This window comes from Rhodococcus sp. 11-3 (assembly GCF_023704055.1).
GTDB lineage: Bacteria > Actinomycetota > Actinomycetes > Mycobacteriales > Mycobacteriaceae > Rhodococcus > Rhodococcus aetherivorans.
Genome location: NZ_CP080406.1, coordinates 5926310 through 5943748, shown reverse-complemented (window position 1 = coordinate 5943748; position 17439 = coordinate 5926310). Strand labels below are relative to the sequence as shown.

Annotated in this window: 17 protein-coding genes; 7 read left to right on the top strand and 10 right to left on the bottom strand. The window is 70.1% G+C overall.

The annotated features are described in order from the left end of the window. Window positions 1–191: 191 nt before the first annotated feature. On the top strand, window positions 192–1949 hold the full coding sequence (locus tag KZJ41_RS27480) for a cutinase family protein (RefSeq protein ID WP_251549940.1): 1758 nt from the start codon (window positions 192–194) through the stop codon (window positions 1947–1949). Here KZJ41_RS27480 and KZJ41_RS27475 read toward each other — a convergent pair. The 8 genes from KZJ41_RS27475 to KZJ41_RS27440 all read right to left on the bottom strand — a co-directional run bounded on the left by KZJ41_RS27475 (window position 1940) and on the right by KZJ41_RS27440 (window position 10126). Next, window positions 1940–2611, bottom strand: a complete 672-nt coding sequence (locus tag KZJ41_RS27475; RefSeq protein ID WP_029546698.1) for a hypothetical protein — start codon at window positions 2609–2611, stop codon at window positions 1940–1942. The two genes, KZJ41_RS27480 and KZJ41_RS27475, sit on opposite strands and share 10 nt — an antisense overlap. An 81-nt stretch (window positions 2612–2692) precedes the next feature. Continuing rightward, window positions 2693–3121, bottom strand: a complete 429-nt coding sequence (locus tag KZJ41_RS27470; RefSeq protein WP_029546697.1) for a CBS domain-containing protein — start codon at window positions 3119–3121, stop codon at window positions 2693–2695. Between the two features lie 138 nt (window positions 3122–3259). Then, window positions 3260–5221: a gamma-glutamyltransferase family protein gene (locus KZJ41_RS27465; RefSeq protein ID WP_029546696.1), complete on the bottom strand. Its 1962-nt coding sequence runs from the start codon at window positions 5219–5221 to the stop codon at window positions 3260–3262. Between the two features lie 169 nt (window positions 5222–5390). After that, window positions 5391–6434 carry a YeiH family protein gene (locus tag KZJ41_RS27460; RefSeq protein ID WP_006943674.1) on the bottom strand — a complete coding sequence of 348 codons (1044 nt, stop codon included), beginning with the start codon at window positions 6432–6434 and terminating at the stop codon, window positions 5391–5393. A gap of 119 nt (window positions 6435–6553) precedes the next feature. Further along, a complete protein-coding gene (locus KZJ41_RS27455; protein ID WP_029546695.1) occupies window positions 6554–7222 on the bottom strand; it encodes a methionine ABC transporter permease in 669 nt (222 codons plus the stop codon). After that, the gene (locus KZJ41_RS27450; protein WP_029546694.1) at window positions 7219–8229 is read right to left on the bottom strand and encodes a methionine ABC transporter ATP-binding protein; all 1011 of its coding nucleotides are present in this window, start codon (window positions 8227–8229) and stop codon (window positions 7219–7221) included. Before KZJ41_RS27450 ends, KZJ41_RS27455 begins: the two co-directional genes overlap by 4 nt. Further along, window positions 8226–9065: a MetQ/NlpA family ABC transporter substrate-binding protein gene (locus tag KZJ41_RS27445; protein WP_029546693.1), complete on the bottom strand. Its 840-nt coding sequence runs from the start codon at window positions 9063–9065 to the stop codon at window positions 8226–8228. Before KZJ41_RS27445 ends, KZJ41_RS27450 begins: the two co-directional genes overlap by 4 nt. Further along, window positions 9062–10126 carry an isopenicillin N synthase family oxygenase gene (locus tag KZJ41_RS27440; protein ID WP_029546692.1) on the bottom strand — a complete coding sequence of 355 codons (1065 nt, stop codon included), beginning with the start codon at window positions 10124–10126 and terminating at the stop codon, window positions 9062–9064. Before KZJ41_RS27440 ends, KZJ41_RS27445 begins: the two co-directional genes overlap by 4 nt. A gap of 498 nt (window positions 10127–10624) precedes the next feature. On the opposite strand from KZJ41_RS27440, the gene KZJ41_RS27435 reads away from it, so the two are divergent. The 6 genes from KZJ41_RS27435 (at window position 10625) to KZJ41_RS27415 (ending at window position 14812) form a co-directional block, all read left to right on the top strand. Continuing rightward, entirely contained in the window at window positions 10625–11743 is a 1119-nt protein-coding gene (locus tag KZJ41_RS27435; RefSeq protein ID WP_029546691.1) for an LLM class flavin-dependent oxidoreductase, read from the top strand. A gap of 94 nt (window positions 11744–11837) precedes the next feature. Further along, window positions 11838–12683: an NADPH-dependent oxidoreductase gene (locus KZJ41_RS27430; RefSeq protein WP_029546690.1), complete on the top strand. Its 846-nt coding sequence runs from the start codon at window positions 11838–11840 to the stop codon at window positions 12681–12683. 95 nt (window positions 12684–12778) lie between these two features. After that, entirely contained in the window at window positions 12779–12850 is a 72-nt protein-coding gene (locus tag KZJ41_RS28645) for a putative leader peptide (RefSeq protein WP_353852504.1), read from the top strand. A gap of 64 nt (window positions 12851–12914) precedes the next feature. Next, window positions 12915–13478 carry a flavin reductase family protein gene (locus tag KZJ41_RS27425; protein ID WP_029546689.1) on the top strand — a complete coding sequence of 188 codons (564 nt, stop codon included), beginning with the start codon at window positions 12915–12917 and terminating at the stop codon, window positions 13476–13478. A 101-nt stretch (window positions 13479–13579) separates the two neighbouring features. After that, window positions 13580–14092, top strand: a complete 513-nt coding sequence (locus KZJ41_RS27420; RefSeq protein WP_029546688.1) for a winged helix-turn-helix domain-containing protein — start codon at window positions 13580–13582, stop codon at window positions 14090–14092. A gap of 228 nt (window positions 14093–14320) precedes the next feature. Beyond that, window positions 14321–14812: an NADPH-dependent FMN reductase gene (locus KZJ41_RS27415; protein ID WP_029546687.1), complete on the top strand. Its 492-nt coding sequence runs from the start codon at window positions 14321–14323 to the stop codon at window positions 14810–14812. A gap of 10 nt (window positions 14813–14822) precedes the next feature. On the opposite strand, the gene sfnG is transcribed toward KZJ41_RS27415, so the two are convergent. Both sfnG and KZJ41_RS27405 read right to left on the bottom strand, forming a co-directional pair. Then, window positions 14823–15944 (bottom strand): dimethylsulfone monooxygenase SfnG, encoded by a 1122-nt coding sequence (gene sfnG, locus KZJ41_RS27410; protein WP_029546686.1) that lies wholly within the window; start codon window positions 15942–15944, stop codon window positions 14823–14825. Between the two features lie 100 nt (window positions 15945–16044). Next, a complete protein-coding gene (locus KZJ41_RS27405; RefSeq protein ID WP_029546685.1) occupies window positions 16045–17418 on the bottom strand; it encodes a styrene monooxygenase/indole monooxygenase family protein in 1374 nt (457 codons plus the stop codon). Between the last annotated feature and the right edge of the window lie 21 nt (window positions 17419–17439).

The following is a 17439-nucleotide window of genomic DNA, read 5'->3' as shown; positions in this document are numbered from 1 at the left end:
CCTCCTTCCGACGTGATGCCCGTGTCGCTCCGCCTACGGGATACCGACCGCCCGGGCGCCGGGAACTCATCGCGACCACGCCTACGACGCGGACATGTAACACGATTGCCGTCTCGAACGACTTTCCGACCGACGCGTCGACACCACAATCAGGGTCGTCGGCACGGACCGACTTCGGATGGGGATTGACCATGGCACTTGACTGGGCGGTGCGAAACAAGCGGATTGTCGCGGCTGCGGTGGCACCCGTGGCGCTGGGCGCGGCGGCGGTGGTCGCCGTCGCTGTCTCGGAACCGTCGGCTCCGTCGACGGCCCCGACGACGCTGACCGCCTCGGTCACCGAGTGCCACGACATGGTCAGCATCGCGGTCGGCGGGCGCAACGACAGTCCCCGCCCCGGCACCCACGCGATGCTCCTCGACGCCGACGGGAACCCCCTGCCGGCCGCATCGTCCACCGACTTCAGCAGCCCCTGGGTCGACGAGGTCGTGAACGCGCCGCGGGACGACGTGCCCGAGGGTTCCTACTCCGCCGTGTACGTCGAGTACCCAGCGAACATGTCGTCGTACGACGACGCCGTCGAGGCCGGCGTGGACAACGCCGAGACCGTGATGCAGGCGATCCGCCAGGCATGCCCCGACACGAAGTTCGCCGTCGTCGGGTACAGCGAGGGCGCCGACGTTGCGCGCCGCGTGGCGATGGAGATCGGCAACCAGGAAAGCGCCGAGGACGGGTCGTACGAGATCGTCGATCCGGATTCGGTCGTGGGTGTGGTCATCCTGGCCGACGCCGGGCGCACGGCGGGTGAGGGACCGTTCCCCGGCGCGGAGGACGAGTTCCGCAACCCGGACGGATTCGACCTCGCCTACCAGTCGGGCCGGAACAGCGCGTCGGGCAGCGGTTCGCTGCCGGGCACCTCGGGGAGCTTCGGGGCGCTGGACGGCAAGGTGGCGTCGTTCTGCTCGGAGGGCGACCTGACCTGCTCCGCTCCGGAGAACATCGCCCTGCTGCAGCTCGCGGTGAACGTAGGACGGCAGTTGAACGTCGACGCGCTCGAGCGCGACGGGCTCACCCCGGAGACCGCGCTGGACGTCGCCACGGTCCTCGGGCGGATCGCCATGGCCGCGTTCGCCGACATCCAGTCGCAGGAGAACTGGATGCAGAGCGACGAGACCTTCCTCGACGTCCTCATCAAGGTGTCGGATCCGTCCTACGAACCGGCCGTCCGCGACGTCGCCTCGACCGGCACGGACGGCGAGATCACCTCGGGTGAGCTGATCGACCTGACCTATCTGCCCGCGAAGCTGCGCAACGAGGTCATCGGATTCATCGCCGACAACGAGAACACCCTCGAGGTGGCGCTGAGCGATCCGTACCAGCAAACCCTCGGTCCGGACACCGGGCACCACTTCGACTACTGGCGCGATTCCGACCCCGAGAACGGAAAGCCCCTGACGTCCGCGCAGTACGCGGCGGCATGGCTGACCCATCTGGCGAAGCAGGCCGAGAGCGGCGAGCTCGACAAGGCCGAGGCCGAGTCGACCGCTCCGCAGCTCGTCGTCTCGTCGAAGCCGATCGATCCGGCGCCGCTCCCGCCGACGACGGACGGCGACGTGGAGAAGGCCGCCGCCGGGGCCACCACGACCACGCCGACGACCACGTCGTCGACCCCGGCGTCGCCGACTCGGGCCGCGGCCTCCTCGTCGGCTTCGCCGGCACCGGTGCCGCCCGTCCCGGCTGCGGCCCCGGCTCCCTCGCCCGCGGCCCCGGCTCCCTCGCCCGCAGCGCCGTCCCCGCTGCCGGCCGTGGAGCCCCTGCCTGCCGTGGAGCCGCTGCCGACCGTCGAGCCGACGACCGTCGCCCCGACGACCGCGGAGTCGAGTGCCCCCGGGACCACGACGCCGGCCGCAACCACCACCCCGACGACCACGCCGGTGCCTCAGCCGTAGGCCGGCTGAGGGCTCGCCTCGCGGATCGCCCTGGCCCTGGTCGTCGACGCGACGACCAGGGCCAGGGCGGCGAAGGCGGGCAGCGGATGGCCGAGCAGAGTCGCGACGGCGAGGTCGGCGGCCACCGCGCCGGTCGCCATGGCGAAGACCCACGGCGGCGCGGCGGGCAGCTTCGCTTTCCCGGCCGACCACGGGGTGCGGCCCCACGGTTTCGCGACCGACAACCACGCCTGGAACGCGAGGGCGCTGATCATCAGAGCGGTGCCCGCGATCATCGGTCCCGCCGGTCCGGACGTGCCGTCGCGGACGGCGGCCACCGAGCCGTTCAGGCCCGCCGACAGCAGGAAGATCCCCAGGTTCACCTGGACCACGGTGAGGACGAACTTGATCGCCACCCACCAGTAGCGCAGGAATCCCCACGGCGTCGCCGCCGCGAGGAGAAAGCCCGTGAATGCCGACGCGTTGGCCAGCGGAGCGAGCAGCGTGCCGTCGAGGTGCTGCGCCATGGTCGTGCCGGCCACCCGCACGGCGGGATCCACCGCGGTGCGGCTCAGCGTCAACAGGACGAGCAGCGCGAGGGCCTGGCCCATCCATCCCACGGACGTGACCACGTGCAGCCACACCGTCGCCTGCCGCCACCGCTGCCCCGGACGCTTCGCCATATGGTCCACTGTCGTCCGGCAGGCGCCGCAGGGTAATCCGGGATCACCCGGAGAATCCCCCTGAAATCCGGTGCCCCGGGTTCAGCCGTGCTCGATGTACGACTCGAGTTGGTCGCGTTCGCACTGCAGTTCGTCGATCCGGCTCTTCACGATGTCACCGATGCTGACGATGCCTACCAGGTGGCCGTCCACCACGACGGGCAGGTGCCGGATCCGGCGTTCGGTCATGGTCTCGGCCAGGCTGTTCACCGTGTCGGTGGGCAGGCACGTGGACACCGTCGTGCTCATGATGTCCCGGACACGGGCGTCGAGCAGGGCGGGACCGTGCTGGTGGAGCCGGCGCACGACGTCGCGTTCGGAGACGATGCCGATCACGGCGTCGCCCTCCACCACGACGAGGGCGCCCACGTTGTGGCGGGCGAGTTCGCCGATCATCTCGTCGACCGAGAGGTCCGGATCGACCGTGGCCACGACCGGCCCCTTGTTCCGCAGCACGTCCGCGATCCGCATCCGGGCACCCCGATCCATCCGCTCCCAGTCATCCGCCGTGACGGCGATCGATGGTTGTCGATCTTATTCCTGCAGGTCGACGAGACCCCGTGTGGTTATCCAGTCGTGACTCGATGGGCCGGACCGCGCGTCGGATCGTTATCCGGTGGCGTCGCCCATCACCGCGCCCTCGCGACGGGGGTCCGCGCCGCCAACCCATCCCGACTCGTCCCGGCGGAGCGCACTCAGTCCGCTGGACTGCGGGAGCACCGCCACCTGATGGCCTCGCGCGCGCAGCTCGGCCACCAGCGGATCGCGTGCGCCGTCGTCGCTGCCGTCGATCGCCGGATGCTCGCCCCCGACCCCGGTGACCGGGGTGTTCGCCGCGCCGAACGCTACCGCCGACACCGCCTGCTGCGGGTCCAGGCCCCAGTCGAGCATCCCGACGAGCGTCTTGACCACGTACTGGATGATGACGGAACCGCCCGGCGAGCCGACGACGATGCGCAGGTCGCCGCGGCTGCCGTCGGGATTGCGATCGAAGACGAGCGTCGGCGCCATCGAACTGCGCGGTCGCTTGCCCGGTTCGACGCGGTTGGCCACCGGCACCCCGGCCTTGTCCACGGGTTCGGCGGCGAAGTCCGTCAGCTGGTTGTTCAGCAGAAAGCCGTCGACCATGTGGAACGACCCGAACGCCGATTCGATCGTCGTGGTCATCGAGGCCACGTTGCCGTATTCGTCGGCGATGGAGATGTGGCTGGTGCCGTGTTCGCGGTCCTGTGGTGGGGTGCCCAGGGGCACCGGCCCGAAGTCGCCGGGTTGTGCCGTGCCCATGCTCCGGCCCGGGTCGATGAGGCCCGCACGCCCGCGCAGGTAGTCGTCGTCGAGCAGCGTCTGCGGCGAATTGCCGGGCAGGGGAACGAAGTCCGAGTCCGCCACGTACTTGTCGCGGTCCGCGTACGCGAGGCGCTCGGCCTCGGAGATCAGGTGCACGGCGTCGGCGGTCGGCTCGCCACCGTTCTCGTCGACGTCGGTCGGTCCCAGCGCGGACAGGTCGAAGTTCCCGAGGATGCCCATCGTCGCAGCCACCGCGATCCCGCCCGAGGACGGGTTCGGCATGCCACAGACCTCGTGCGCCCGATAGGGCGTGCAGAGGGGGGTGCGCTTCTTCACCTCGTAGCCGGCGAGGTCGTCGACCGTCATCGTCCCGGGGGTGCGGCCGCCCGCCTCGGTGGTGGTGGCGTCGACGATGTCCCGGGCGAGGGCTCCGGTGTAGAAGGCGTCGGCGCCGCCGGACGCGATGGCGCCGAGCGTCTTCGCCATGGCCGGGTTGACCAGGACGGTGCCCGCGGTCTTGGGCGTGCCGTCGGGGTTCAGGAAGTACGCCCGCGCCTCGTCGTCGACGGCGAGGTCGGGTGCCGAGTCGGCGATCGACTCGGCCATCCGGTCGCTGATCACCACCCCGTCGTCGGCGAGGGAGATGGCCGGGTCGAACAACCGGGCCCACTCCGTGCCCCCGTGTTCGCGGTGCACCTCCTCGAGCAGGCGCACCACTCCGGGCACCCCGATCGAGCGGCCGCTGGCCCGGGCGTCGGGCCGGGGCGCGGTGCGGTCGGTGTCGCTGATCCAGCGCAGGTAGTTCTCGGTGGCCGACATCGGTGCCGTCTCCCGGCCGTCGTACGCCTGCACCTGCCCGGTCTCCGCGTCGTAGTAGAGCAGGAAGGCGCCGCCGCCGATCCCCGACGACTGGGGCTCCACGAGCCCGAGCACCGTCTGCGCGACGACCAGCGCGTCGGCGACGGTGCCGCCGTCGCGCAGCACCTTGCACGCCGCCTCCGTCGAGACCGGGTTGGCAGTGGACACCGCGTACGACGCGGTCGTCACCGCCGTCATGTCGTCGCGGTAGCCGGTGGCGACCTCGGGGTTGGTGGCCAGGTCCCTTTCGGACGCCGACGGGGCGGGCGGGGCGGCGGACAGCGGGGTGCCGTTGGGGACGTGGATGCATTCGGCGGTCCCCGACGAGTCGTCACCGGCCGACGTGCAGGCGCCGAGCAGCGCGACGGACAGTGCCGCGGCGATCGCGACGCGGATCGTGGAGCCCACCTTCGCCACCGGTGTCATCTCGCCGACGGTAACAGCGGCCACCGGTGCCCGAAGTGCTTCCCGCGAGATCCGTTTCGGCCGGGCCGTCGTGCCGGGCCACCGCGTCCAGCCGCGAACCTTCCGGTCACCCGCGTGCGGCACGACTGTTGTGTGTGGCCGATCGGCGCGCGGCTGTGGAGCGTATCCGCTATCCCAGCAGCACAATTCCGGTGAGGGCGATCGCCGAGACCCACACCGTGGATGCGGCGGCGAGCGCGAAGGGCCGCCAGCCCACGCCCCGCAGGACGTCGATGCGCACGGCGGTGCCGAGCGCGAACATGGCGGCGGTGAGCAGCGCCGTCTGCGCGAGCCGGGCGACGTCCAGAGCCGGGTCGGGGAGCAGGCCGGTGGCGCGCAGGGCCACGCAGCCGAGGAAGCCGAGCAGGAACAGCGGCACCAGCGGGGGCCGCCGCATTTCGGTCTGCTCGCGGCTGCGGCGGCGGGACACCGCGCCGATCCAGGCGACCACGGGCGCGAGCATCGCGACCCGGGCGAGCTTCACGGTCACGGCCACCGCAAGGGCGCTCGCGCCCAGCGCCCCGGCGTTGCCGGCGTCCACGGCTTCGCCCGCGGCGACGACCTGCGCCACCTCGTGGATCGCGGCGCCGGCCCACATGCCGGCCTGGGTGGTGTCGAGTCCCAGCGCGGAGGCCGCGAGCGGCAGGCCGGGGATCATGGCGGTGCCGAAGACGACCACCAGTGCGACGGCGGTGACCACGTGCTGCTTGCGGGCGTCGACGACCCCGTCCACCGCGGCGACGGCGGCGGCGCCGCAGATCGAGAAGCCGCAGGCGACGAGCAGGCGCTGGGTCCAGTCGAGCCCGAGGATCCTGCCCAGTGCCATCGTTCCGGCGATGCCGCCGACCACCACGGCCACGACGAGGCCGAGCACGCCCCAGCCGAGGGCGAGCACGTCGGTGACGAGGAGTTGCAGACCGAGGAGGGCGACCCCGATCCGGAGCAACCGGCGCGAGGCCACGGCCAGGCCGGGTTCGGTGGACGCCGGGAGCGAGGTCGTGTTGGCCAGGAGTGCGCCGAGGACGATGGCGATCAGCAGGGGGCTGATGCCCCCGGCGAGCCGGGCGGCGACGAGGGCCGCCGCTGCCGCCGCAGCACAGACGGCGAGTCCCGGAAGCGGAGCGCGCAGGCGTACCGCGGCCGGAGCCGAGAGCGTCTGGAGAGAAGTGGCCATGGTCTCCACCCTGGCGGGTGGCGTGCGTCGCGGATAGACGGTGTTTCGGCATCACCTCATATCGATTCGATATGAGACAGGGCCGCGGTAGGCACGGCCGCGCCGCCGCGAAGCGAACTTCATCGCCGGTGTGCGAGCGCCCGCACCGCGACGTCTCCCACGGTCTGCAGCGCCTGCACGAGCACGATCAACACCACCACCGCGACCATCAGGACCGGGGTGTTGAAGCGCTGGTACCCGTAGACGATGGCGAAGTCGCCGAGCCCGCCGCCACCGACGACCCCGGCCATCGCGGAGTAGCCGACCAGCAGAACCGCGGTGAGGGTGGCACCGGAGATCAGAGACGAAAGCGATTCGGGAAGAAGTACTTTGGTGACGATCTGCCGGTTCGAGGCCCCCATAGCCCGGGCCGCGTCCACCCGCCCACGCGGAACCTCTCGCAGCGCGCTCTCGACGATGCGGGCAAAGAACGGGATCGCGCCGATCGTCAAGGGGACGAGCGCGGCGGTCGGCCCGATCGCAGTCCCGACCACCAGACGGGTCACACCGATCAGCGCGATCAGCAGGACCAGGAACGGCAGCGAACGGAACACGTTGACCACGGCCCCGACCACGAGATACAGCGTGCGGATCGGGCGCAGCCCGTCCGGCGCGGTCACGTGCAGCAGAACACCCACGAGCACCCCGCCCACGACGGTGAGGAGGAAGGCGACGCCCACCATGTAGAGGGTGTCGAGCGTGGCGGCCCACACCTCGGGCAGGGCGTCGTACCAGCTGAGTTTGTTCATGCCCCGACCCTCGCCACGACGCCGGTCGTCCACGCGACGGTGACGTCGGGCAGGACGGCGAAGAATCGGTCCACCGCGTCGCGATCCACGTCGCCGTCGAAACGCACGTGCAGCTTGCCGATGTCGGTACCGGCGACACGGTCGACCCGGCCACCGACGACCGCGACGTCGACCCCGACGTCGCGGGAGAGCCGGGACAGCCACGGCGTGGCGACGGCAGAGCCGCGGGCGGTGACGAGCGCGGTCACGTCCCCGTTCTGCTCGCCGACGCCCGCCGGCAGCAGCGCATCACCGAGGCGGGAGAGGGGGTCGGCCACGAGATCGGCCACGGGACCGGATTCGACGATGCGGCCCCCGTCCAGCAGCGCCGCCGACGTGCAGATCCGGCGCACCACGGACAGCTCGTGGGTGACGACGACGATGGTGACGCCGAGGGTCCGGTTGACGGTCGCGATCAGATCGAGCACCTGCTCCGTGGTGGCCGGGTCGAGGGCACTGGTCGCCTCGTCGCACAGCAGGACGTCGGGCTCGGCGGCGAGTGCGCGCGCGACGCCGACGCGCTGCTGCTGCCCGCCGGACAACTGCGAGGGGAAGGCGTCCCGCTTGTCGGTGAGCCCGACCAGCTCGAGCAACGTCTCGGCCCGGTCCCGTCGCTCCGTCCTCCGTACGCCGGCGACCTCGAGCGGAAACTCGACGTTCGCGCGGACGGTGCGGGAGTGCAGGAGGTTGAACTGCTGGAACACGGTGCCGATGCGGCGACGGGACGCGCGCAGCCGGCCTTCGGACAGGTGCGAGAGGTCCTCGCCGCGCAGGAGGATGCGTCCGCTCGTGGGGCGTTCCAGCAGGTTCAGGCACCGCAGCAGCGTGGACTTGCCGGAACCGCTGGGGCCGACGATGCCGAAGACCTCTCCCTCGTCGATCCTCAGGTCGATTCCGCGGAGTGCGTCGATCGTGCCGGTGCCGCCCGTTGCCGGGTACGACTTGGTGAGTCCGTCGACGACGATCACGCGCCGACCTCGTGGACGGGTACGACCGCGCCGTCGTAGTTCTCGGCGATCCAGGCGGCGACCTCGGGCGACTCGAGGGCGTCCGCGAGGGCGGTGACGGCGGGATCGGACGCATCCTCCGATCGCACCACGAGGATGTTCTCGAACGGGTTGTTGTCGACGGATTCCCGCACGATGCTGTCGTCCGCGGGGTTGAGCCCCGCTTCGAGCGCGTAGTTCGAGTTGACGACCGAGGCCGTGATCGCCGGATCGTCGACGGTGCGCGCGAGCTGCGCGCGTTCGAGCTCGACGAATTTCAGGTTCTTCGGATTCGAGACGATGTTCGCGGCAGTGACCGTCGCGATGTCCGCTTCGGACAGCGGCTTGTCGAGTTCGAGCAGGCCCGCCGACTCCAGGAGGTAGAGCGCACGCGCGAAATTGGTCGTGTCCTTCGGCAGCGCGATCGTGTCGCCGTCCTTCAGGTCCGCGACCGCGGCGATCTTGTTCGAGTACAGGCCGAGCGGTTCGAGGTGTACGGAGGCGACCGACTCGAGGTTGTCCACGCCCTTCTGCTGCTGCCAGTCGGCGAGGTACGGGTGGTGCTGGAAGAAGTTGGCGTCGACGTCACCGGCTTCGAGCAACTCGTTCGGGTCCACCTCGCCGGTCACGGGCTTGATGTCGAGGACGACGTCGCCGAGCGCACCGGATTGCCGCACGTGTTCCAGGATTTCGACGTGCGGTGTCGCGGAGGCGGAGATCACGAGCGTGTCCTCGCCGGTCCCGGAGGCGGAGCAGGCGGCCAGCCCGGTGGCCAGGGCGACGGCGGAGACCACGGACAGGGTGCGGCGCAGAGTCATTCGGAGTGTTCGCTTTCGTCGAGATCGCCGGGCCGGCCGGCGAGGAGGGGGGAGTTCGAGAGGTCGGCGTGATGGCGCTCGGTGACGTTGGGGTGGGCCCGCAGTCGTGACTTGAGCGCGTTGAGCCCATACACGGCGTGCAAGGCGTCACCGTGCTCGTCCGCACCGACGCCGCGGGCCTCGGCGGCGAGTGCGCCGGGCAGTGGCACATGCGGCAACGCCTGATCCAGTGCGGGATTGAGGAAGAACGGCAGGGATACCCGGTCGGTGCCGGGAGCCGGCGGAAGGACCCGGTGCGTCGTCGCCTTCAGGTAGCCGCCGGTGGCCAGTTCGAGGAGTTCGCCGATGTTGACGACGAAGTGTCCGGGCAGGGGTTCGACGTCGACCCAGGTGCCGTCGATCTCCACCTGGAAGCCGGTGCTTCCGGGTTCCGGATAGAGCAGCGTGAGAACTCCCACGTCCTTGTGACTGCCCACACCCTGTCCGGTGATCGATCGGTCGTGGCCCGGGTACCGTACGATCTTCAGCAGCGGATCGGGGTCCGCGAACGCGCCGTCGAAGAAATCGGCTGGTGCGGAGAGGGATTCGGACCATGCCCGGAGGAGCCGGCGGCCGACCGCGCCGGCCTGCTCGATCCACTGCAGCGCGAGCGTCCGCAGCTGCGGCACCCGGCTCGGCCACAGGTTCGGACCGTGCAGCACCTCCCACGGCCGCTGGGGGTCGAACTGTGCCACCGGAGCCCGTTCGGGACCGATGTCGAGTTGCTCGCGCCAGTCCACGTATCCCTGGGTTCGTTCACCCCCGACGCGGGTGTAGCCGCGGAAATGAGGCGAGTGGGAGTTCTCGATCTCCAGCTTCACGGGGTCGGGCAGGGCGAAGAACGCGCGTGCCGCCGCGATCAGCCGGTCGGCGAGGGCCGGGTCGATGCCGTGGCCGGTCAGGTGGAAGAAGCCGACCTCGTGCGTGACCCGACGCAGCCGGTCGAGCAGGGCGGCCCGGGTGGCGGCATCGCCGTCGAGGCCTGTGAGGTCGACGACGGGCAGGGTGGTCGAGGGAGGCATCGCAGGGAGTCCTTTCGGGCCACGTCGAGCGCCGGGTGCCCGGGAAACGGGCAACGCGGCACCGGCGGCCGGAGGAGATGTCGGTATCGGGAGACGCGGGTGCGTCCGGTGGGACGGCTGTCAGCGACAACAACACGCCGGGGCGTGCGTGCCCACGACGCGTGCGATCACGACCTGCGCGTGACTGGTGCCGACCATCTTTCCTCCGATGGGCCGCGGGCGCGGCCCGTTCGTGGCGGGAATCCGCCCTCGGTGCTGCCGGACGGTCACGCTATCCAGTGGACGGGTCTCGGACAACCCACGCCCTTTCGGGCGGGTCCGACCTGCACCGATTTCGGATCACGACGATCGCAATCCTGGTCCGGACCCCGGTGCACGGCTACCGTGACGCCGATGCCGAGACGACGACGGCGACGTGTCCGGCCGGGTGCAACGGTTCCGATCACCTCGAGGACAACCCTTCGCGGACGCCCACCGGGACGGCAGACTCTGTAGTTCGTGCGCTTCCAGATCCTCGACATCATCTTCAACCCGCCGCATCCGGTCACCGGCGACGTCGTCGCTCCCGCGGAGCGCCTGAACCGCGTCGTCGAGATGGCCGTGCTCGCCGAGCAGCTCGGCATCGACAGTTACTCGGTCGGCGAACGTCATGCCGGCGACGTGCTCTCGTCCAGCCCGACCGTCGTCCTCGGTGCCATCGCACAGGCCACCGAGCGGATCCTGTTGTCCACGGGTGTGACCGTGCTGTCGGTGCTCGATCCCGTGCGCGTCGCCGAGGATCTGTGCACCGTCGATCAACTGAGCCGGGGCCGCCTCGAGATCGTCATCGGCAAGGGCAACGAGGTGCTCCAGTACCCCCTGTTCGGCCTCGACATCGGCAAACAGTACGACTACCTCACCGAGAACTACGAACTGCTGCGCCGGCTGCTGCGGGAGGAACACGTCGACTGGTCGGGTGAGTACCGAGCGGCACTCGCCGATGTCACGACGCTGCCCCGCCCGTTCGACGGGCCGTTCCGCATCTGGCACGGATCCGCCACGTCGGCGCGCGCAGTGGACCTGGCGGCGAAGTGGGGAGACCCGATCGTGACGGCCAACGCCCTGCAGCCCCGGGAGAACTACAAGGTCCTGATCGATCGATACCGCGAGCACTACGCCGCACACGGTCACGACCCGGCGAAGGCCTACGTCGGATCGGGTTCGGGCGGGTTGTTCCTCGCGGACACCACGGAGAAGGCGATCGAGGAGTACCGGCCCATCTACGAAGGTGCGGTACGCCAGGCCGACAAGAGGAAACATGATCCGGGCGCCGTCGGCAAGACCACCAGCTTCCGCACGATCGAGGAGGCGGTCGAGCGGGGTCCGGCCCTGGTCGGTTCGCCGGATCGCGTGGCCGAGAAGATCCTCGACTACCACGAGTGCTTCGGCCACGTCCTCCAATCCGTATCCGTCAACCACGTGCTCGACTTCGAACGCCAGAAGGACACCCTGCGTCGATTCGCCGAGGAGGTCGTGCCGCTGGTGCGCGCGGAGATACCGCCGACGACGCTGTGGAGCGAATCCGACACTGAGCGCGCCAGAGGGTTCACCGCCGATTCGCCGGTGGGCAGCCGATAGCGATCCGTCGACCGGCCGGGAACCGGCCAGAAGGGCTCCACTCGTGACCACGTCTCACCCACTCACAGCGAACCCCGGCGCCGGCGCGGATCGGGTGGTCGCTCGCTCCGATGCTCTCGAACGACGCGATGCTCTCGAACGACGCGATGCTCTCGAACGACGCTTCGGTGCTGCCGACACGGCCGGCCCCTGGAACGCGGTGCTGGCGACTCAGCTGGCGCACCGGTCGGTGCGCCGGTTCCTCGACCGTCCCGTCCCCGAGGATCATCTGCGCGCCGTCGTCGCCGCCGCGTCGTCCGCGGCCAGCTCGAGCAATCTGCAGCTGTGGTCCGTCGTCGCCGTCACCGACCGCGAGCGGATCGATGCGCTCGCCACCCTTGCGGGCGATCAGGATGCGGTCCGCCACGCGCCGCTCTTCCTGGTCTGGCTCGCAGACTTCGCCCGCTCGGAGCACATCGCTACGGTCCACGGCCGAGAACTCGTCAACGCGGACTTCGCCGAGGGCACCCTGCTCGGCGTGGTCGACGCGGCCCTGGCCGCGCAGAATGCCGTGGTCGCGGCGGAATCGGTCGGCCTGGGCACCGTGTACATCGGTGGCATCCGCAACGAGCCCGAGCGCGTCGCCGACGTCCTGGAACTGCCGCAGCGGGTCTTCCCGGTCGTCGGCCTCTCGGTCGGCTTCCCCGATCCGGCGGAGCGGGCCGAGGTCAAGCCGCGACTCGGTTTCGACGTGGTGTGCCACCGGGACCGTTACCGACTCGAGGCGCAGGACGCGGGTATCGCCCGGTACGACACCCGCGCCGAGGACTTCTACCGTGGACAGGGCCTGCCGGGCAGCTGGACCGGGCGAATCGTGGCACGACTGACGGATCCGGGTACCCTGGGATCGCGCCGCCGACTTCGAGACGCGTTGCGCGAAAGGGGTTTCCCGACGAACTAGGGGCGCCGGCAACCCCGGCACCGCCTCGGCTGTGCCCCGACGAAGACCGTCGGGGCCGGCCACGATCGACTGCAGACAGGTGAGGATCGAGCACTATGACCGAAACAGCGTGGAGCCGCAGGCACGTGGACCTGTGCCGCACCCGCTCGTGTCTCTGTGCCTCCTGACCTGAGTACGTGTCTTCCCGACTCCTCCCTCCGTCTCGGTATGTACCTCCTTCAAGGAACGGCTATGTCCCTGTCGATGTCGAATGCCCTCGAATACTCCGCCACCGCCGCATCGGAGCACGCTCCGGGCGTCCGTGGCGACCAATACCGCTCGGCCCTTCGGCGGCACCCCGCCGGGGTCACGATCGTCACTCTCGAATCCGGCTCCGGCCCGGTCGGGTTCACTGCGACGTCCTTCGCTTCGCTCTCCCTCGATCCGCCGCTGGTCTCGTTCAACATCACCGACACGTCGTCGAGCATCGGCGCCGTCCGCTCGGCCGAGTCGTTGGTGATCCACCTGTTGGGCGAGCATCAGCAGCATCTCGCGCAGCGCTTCGCGCGCAGCGCGGCGGAGCGGTTCTCCGACGAGTCGCTCTGGACCCGAATCGAATCCGGTGAACCCGTCCTGCACGGCACGCCGGTCTGGCTCCGGGTTGTCGTCGACCGGTTGATTCCGCTCGGTGACAGCACTCTGGTCGTCGGTGTCGTGGTTCGTGCGCACGAGGACCCGAATCCGGCGGAGGGAAAGCGTATTCCGTTGCTGTACCACGAGGGTGCCTACCACCGCCCCGTCGCATTGGAGGAGTGAATCATGAGTCGCCTGCCGAGTCTCCGGAACGAGTGTCCGAGCTGTCGCCGCACCGCATCGCCCGTCAGCTCGTCGGATCCCCTCCTCGACCGGAGCCTCACATGGAAATCCTCGACACTCGCAATGACGTAGTCACCGACGCCGGTGCCGAACTCGTTCTCGTCCTGCGACTGCCCGACATCGGAACACACTCCTCGCGTGACCTGGCAGCGCTCGCCGATGCCCTTCGCGAGGCCGCCCAGGATCTGGTTCCGGGCGTGAGCACCCATACGGTGCTCAGCCCGACCCCCATCCCGTTGATCATCGACCTTCCCGCCCGCGACGTCCTGCTCGACGGCCGGCGAGTGCTGCTCAGCCACAGCGAGTTCGAGATCCTCGCCTATCTCGTCCGCAACCCGAGGACCGTGGTGTCCCGGGCCGTCCTGCGTGACCTCGGGACCGGGATGCGGGAGGTGGACAGTCGTGGCCGGAACGTCGATGTCCACGTCTCCCGGATCAGGACCAAATTGCAGCAGTTCGGCAGCATCATCTCCACGGTCCGCGGCAGCGGATACCGCTTCGACCCGCACCCGGCCGTTCACATCACGGAACTGCTGACGAGGCGGTGCGCATGACGGCCGGGCACGACGACCTCCCCACAGGTCGCCCTTCGGCGGCCGCACGCGAATCGGAGTGCGAGAGGCAAGGTCTACTGCGGCGGCTGTTCGCCGAGGTCCGGTGGCCGGACGTCGCCACCACCTACGCGGTGATAGAGCTGTGCACACGGTGAGCGCGGTCCGACCAGAACCTCCCGGCAGCGCACCGCGCCGGGATACCTCGAATGTGTGTGGAAAGGCCCCTGCGTGAAGACCACCGTCGTCGCCGGCAACCCCAAGCCCGGCTCCCGCACCCTCGACGCCGCCACCCTCCTGGCCACCGAACTCACCGGCACCGCCCCCGACCACGTCGTCGACGTGATCACCCTCGGACCCGGCCTGCTCGGCTGGGGCGACGACGCCGTCAAGGCGGCGGTGGACACCGTCGCCGCCTCGGACCTCGTGGTCTTCGCCAGCCCCACGTTCAAGGCCGCCTACACCGGCATCCTCAAGCTGTTCCTCGACCAGTTCGCCACCGGCGACGGCTTGCGCGACGTCACCGCCGTGCCGCTCATGCTCGGCGCCGGCCCGGCCCACGCCATGGCCCCGGACCTGCTGCTCGAGCCGGTGATCGTCGAACTCGGTGCCACCACCCCGGCGCCGGGTCTGTACCTGCTCGACTCCACCTACACCACCGACACGCGGATCGCGGACTACGCCGAGCGCTGGGCGCCGGTCCTGCGATCCGCGTGGCGGTGATCGGGCCGCGTCAGACGACCACGGGCTCGCGGTCGTCCTGATCGGCGGCCTCGAGTTCACGCACGAGCGGCAGCACCTTCTCGCCGAAGTACTCGATCTCCTCCTGGAAGTGGAGGAAGCCGGCCAGGATGAGATCGACCCCGCGCCGGCGGTATTCGACGATGCGGTGGGCGATCTGCTCGGGCGTGCCGATGAGCTGGGTGCGGAAGCCGTCGTTGTACTGGACCAGGTCCTCGAATGTCGAGTCGGCCCACATGCCCTTCTTGTCCCCGGTGGACGCACCGGCCTGCTGCACGGCGCCGCGGAAGCCCTCGACCGCCGGGCGGTTCGCCTTCTCGATGATCTCGCGGAGCGTGTCGCGCGCTTCCTTCTCGGTGTCGCGGGCGATGATGAACCCGTTGAGGCCGACCCTGACCTCGCGCTGGTGCTCGCGGGCGACGGCGCGCAGGTCGGCGATCTGGTCGCTGATGCCGTCGTAGTCCTTGCCGTTGCTGAAGTACCAGTCCGCGTAGCGGCCACCATTGGCGATCGCGGCGGTGGAGTTACCGCCCTGGAACAGTTCGGGATTGGGCCGCTCGGGCGTGTTGGCGGGCTTGGGCTTGAGGGTGAAGTCGTGGATGCGGTAGAAGTCGCCGCGGAAGTCGACATCGTCCTCGGTCCAGATCTTGCGCAGCACCTGCAGGAACTCGGCACTGCGGCGGTAGCGTTCGTCGTGCTCGAGCCACGGCTCGCCGAGGTGGGTGAACTCGTCCTTGAACCAGCCGCTGACGACGTTGACGGCGAACCGGCCGCCGGAGAGCTGGTCTGCGGTGGCACCCAGCTTGGCGAGCACCGCCGGCTGCCACAGTCCGGGATGGACGGCGGCGATCACCTTCAGGCGCTCGGTGGCCAGCAGGAGAGCGAGGGAGAAGCTGGTGGACTCGTGCTGGAACTCCGCGCCGTAGCTGGCCTCGTACCGCACCTGGCTCAGGGCGTACTCGAAGCCGTTGTTCTCGGCGGTGCGGGCGAGCCGGACGTTGTAGTCGTAGTCCCAGCTGGTGCGCTGTTCGATGTTCGAGGTGACGAGGCCGCCGCTGACGTTGGGCACCCAGTAGGCGAACTTGATCTCGGGGGTGATGTGTTCGGTCGACATGGGCACCAATTCAAGCGTCCGCACCCGCCGCACCCAATCGTTGGAATCAACCCGATCCCAACCGTCGCGAGCGGTCGCGACGGTCGGGACCGGGTCGTCGTCAGGCGGGCTGGACCGCTGCGCCGGCGAGCGGCGACGCGCTGAAGCCGCCGCTCGGCTGGAACCGCGCCAGCACGTCCTCGGCCGGCTCGCCGGCATGCGCGGTGATGAACGCCAGCACGTCGTCGCGGGTGTCGATTCCGAGCAGCGTGCCGGGTTCGGACAGGAACCCGAACAGCGCGGCGGCCACCGGCTCACTCACGGTCGCCGCGGGGAAGAGCAACTCCGCGTGCACGGCGTACTTCGGATCGCCGAGGAACAGCCGGGTCACCTCCGCGGCGGCGTGACCGCGGGCGTCCCAGTGCTTTTCGAACTGCTCCGTGAGCCAGTCGGCGGTGAACTCGCCCTCGTGGCCGCGTGCCGCCTCGATCAGCGCCGCCACCTGCACCACGGTGTTCTGTGCGCCCTGGCCGGCGATGGGGTCGAACGCGATGGCGGTGTCGCCGATCGCGGCGACGACGTGGCCCCCGGCCGTGCGGCCCACCGCCCGTCGCACCGTCGGGGTGACGGCCCCGCGCAGCCACGAGTGCGGATCGGCCTCGATGACCTCGAGCTTCTCCACCTCGGGGGCGTCCTGCGGGAAGTAGTCGCGGTACAGCTCGACGACGGTGCGACGGGCGCTGTGGACGTCGGTGACCGCCTCGAACCGCTCGACCCACGGGCTGCCCGGCTTGGCGAAGCCGAGGAAGCTCCACGTCGGACCCGCGTCCTTGTGCAGGTACGGGCCGAGCCAGGCCTCGCCGTACTCGGTGTGCAGGTTGAACAGGTTGTGGGCGCCCCCCGCCTCGGAGCGGTAACCCCACGTGTCCGGGCCGTGCCCGAGTCCCCGGAGCGTCACCAGCAGCAGGGTGCGCTGGGGCTCGCGGTAGACGGTGCGCTCGGCGTCGACGGGAAACAGCGACGACAGGCCGCCCTTGCCGGTCGCGACGAGCGTCAGGTCGTGCTCGGCGGCGATCGCATCGAGACTCTCCGGCGTCACCGCGCGCACCTCGAACCGGCCACCCCGGTCGAGGAAACGGCCCACCCGGTCGTCCGCCCGCAGCCGGACGTCGACGCCCTGCGCGACGTACCGGAAATCCGGGTCGAACTCGAGGACCTCGGCGCGGGTGTCGCCGTCGCCCGAATACAGGCGCGTGCTCATGCCGGTCGAATGGGGTCCGTCGGCGTACAGATCCTCGATGATCCGGGCGTCGGACTCGCGGGACTTGCCGAAGTAGACGGCCGTTCCGGTCGCCGGCACGTCGTTGCGCAGCGACTCGCGATCCCGATCGCTGAGGACGGTGACGTCGAATCCGGCATCGAGGAAGCCGAGCGCGGCCGTGGTCCCGGCCAGTCCGGCGCCGACGACGGCGACGGAACGTCGAGTGGTGGTCATGGAAACTCCTCGTGGTGGGCG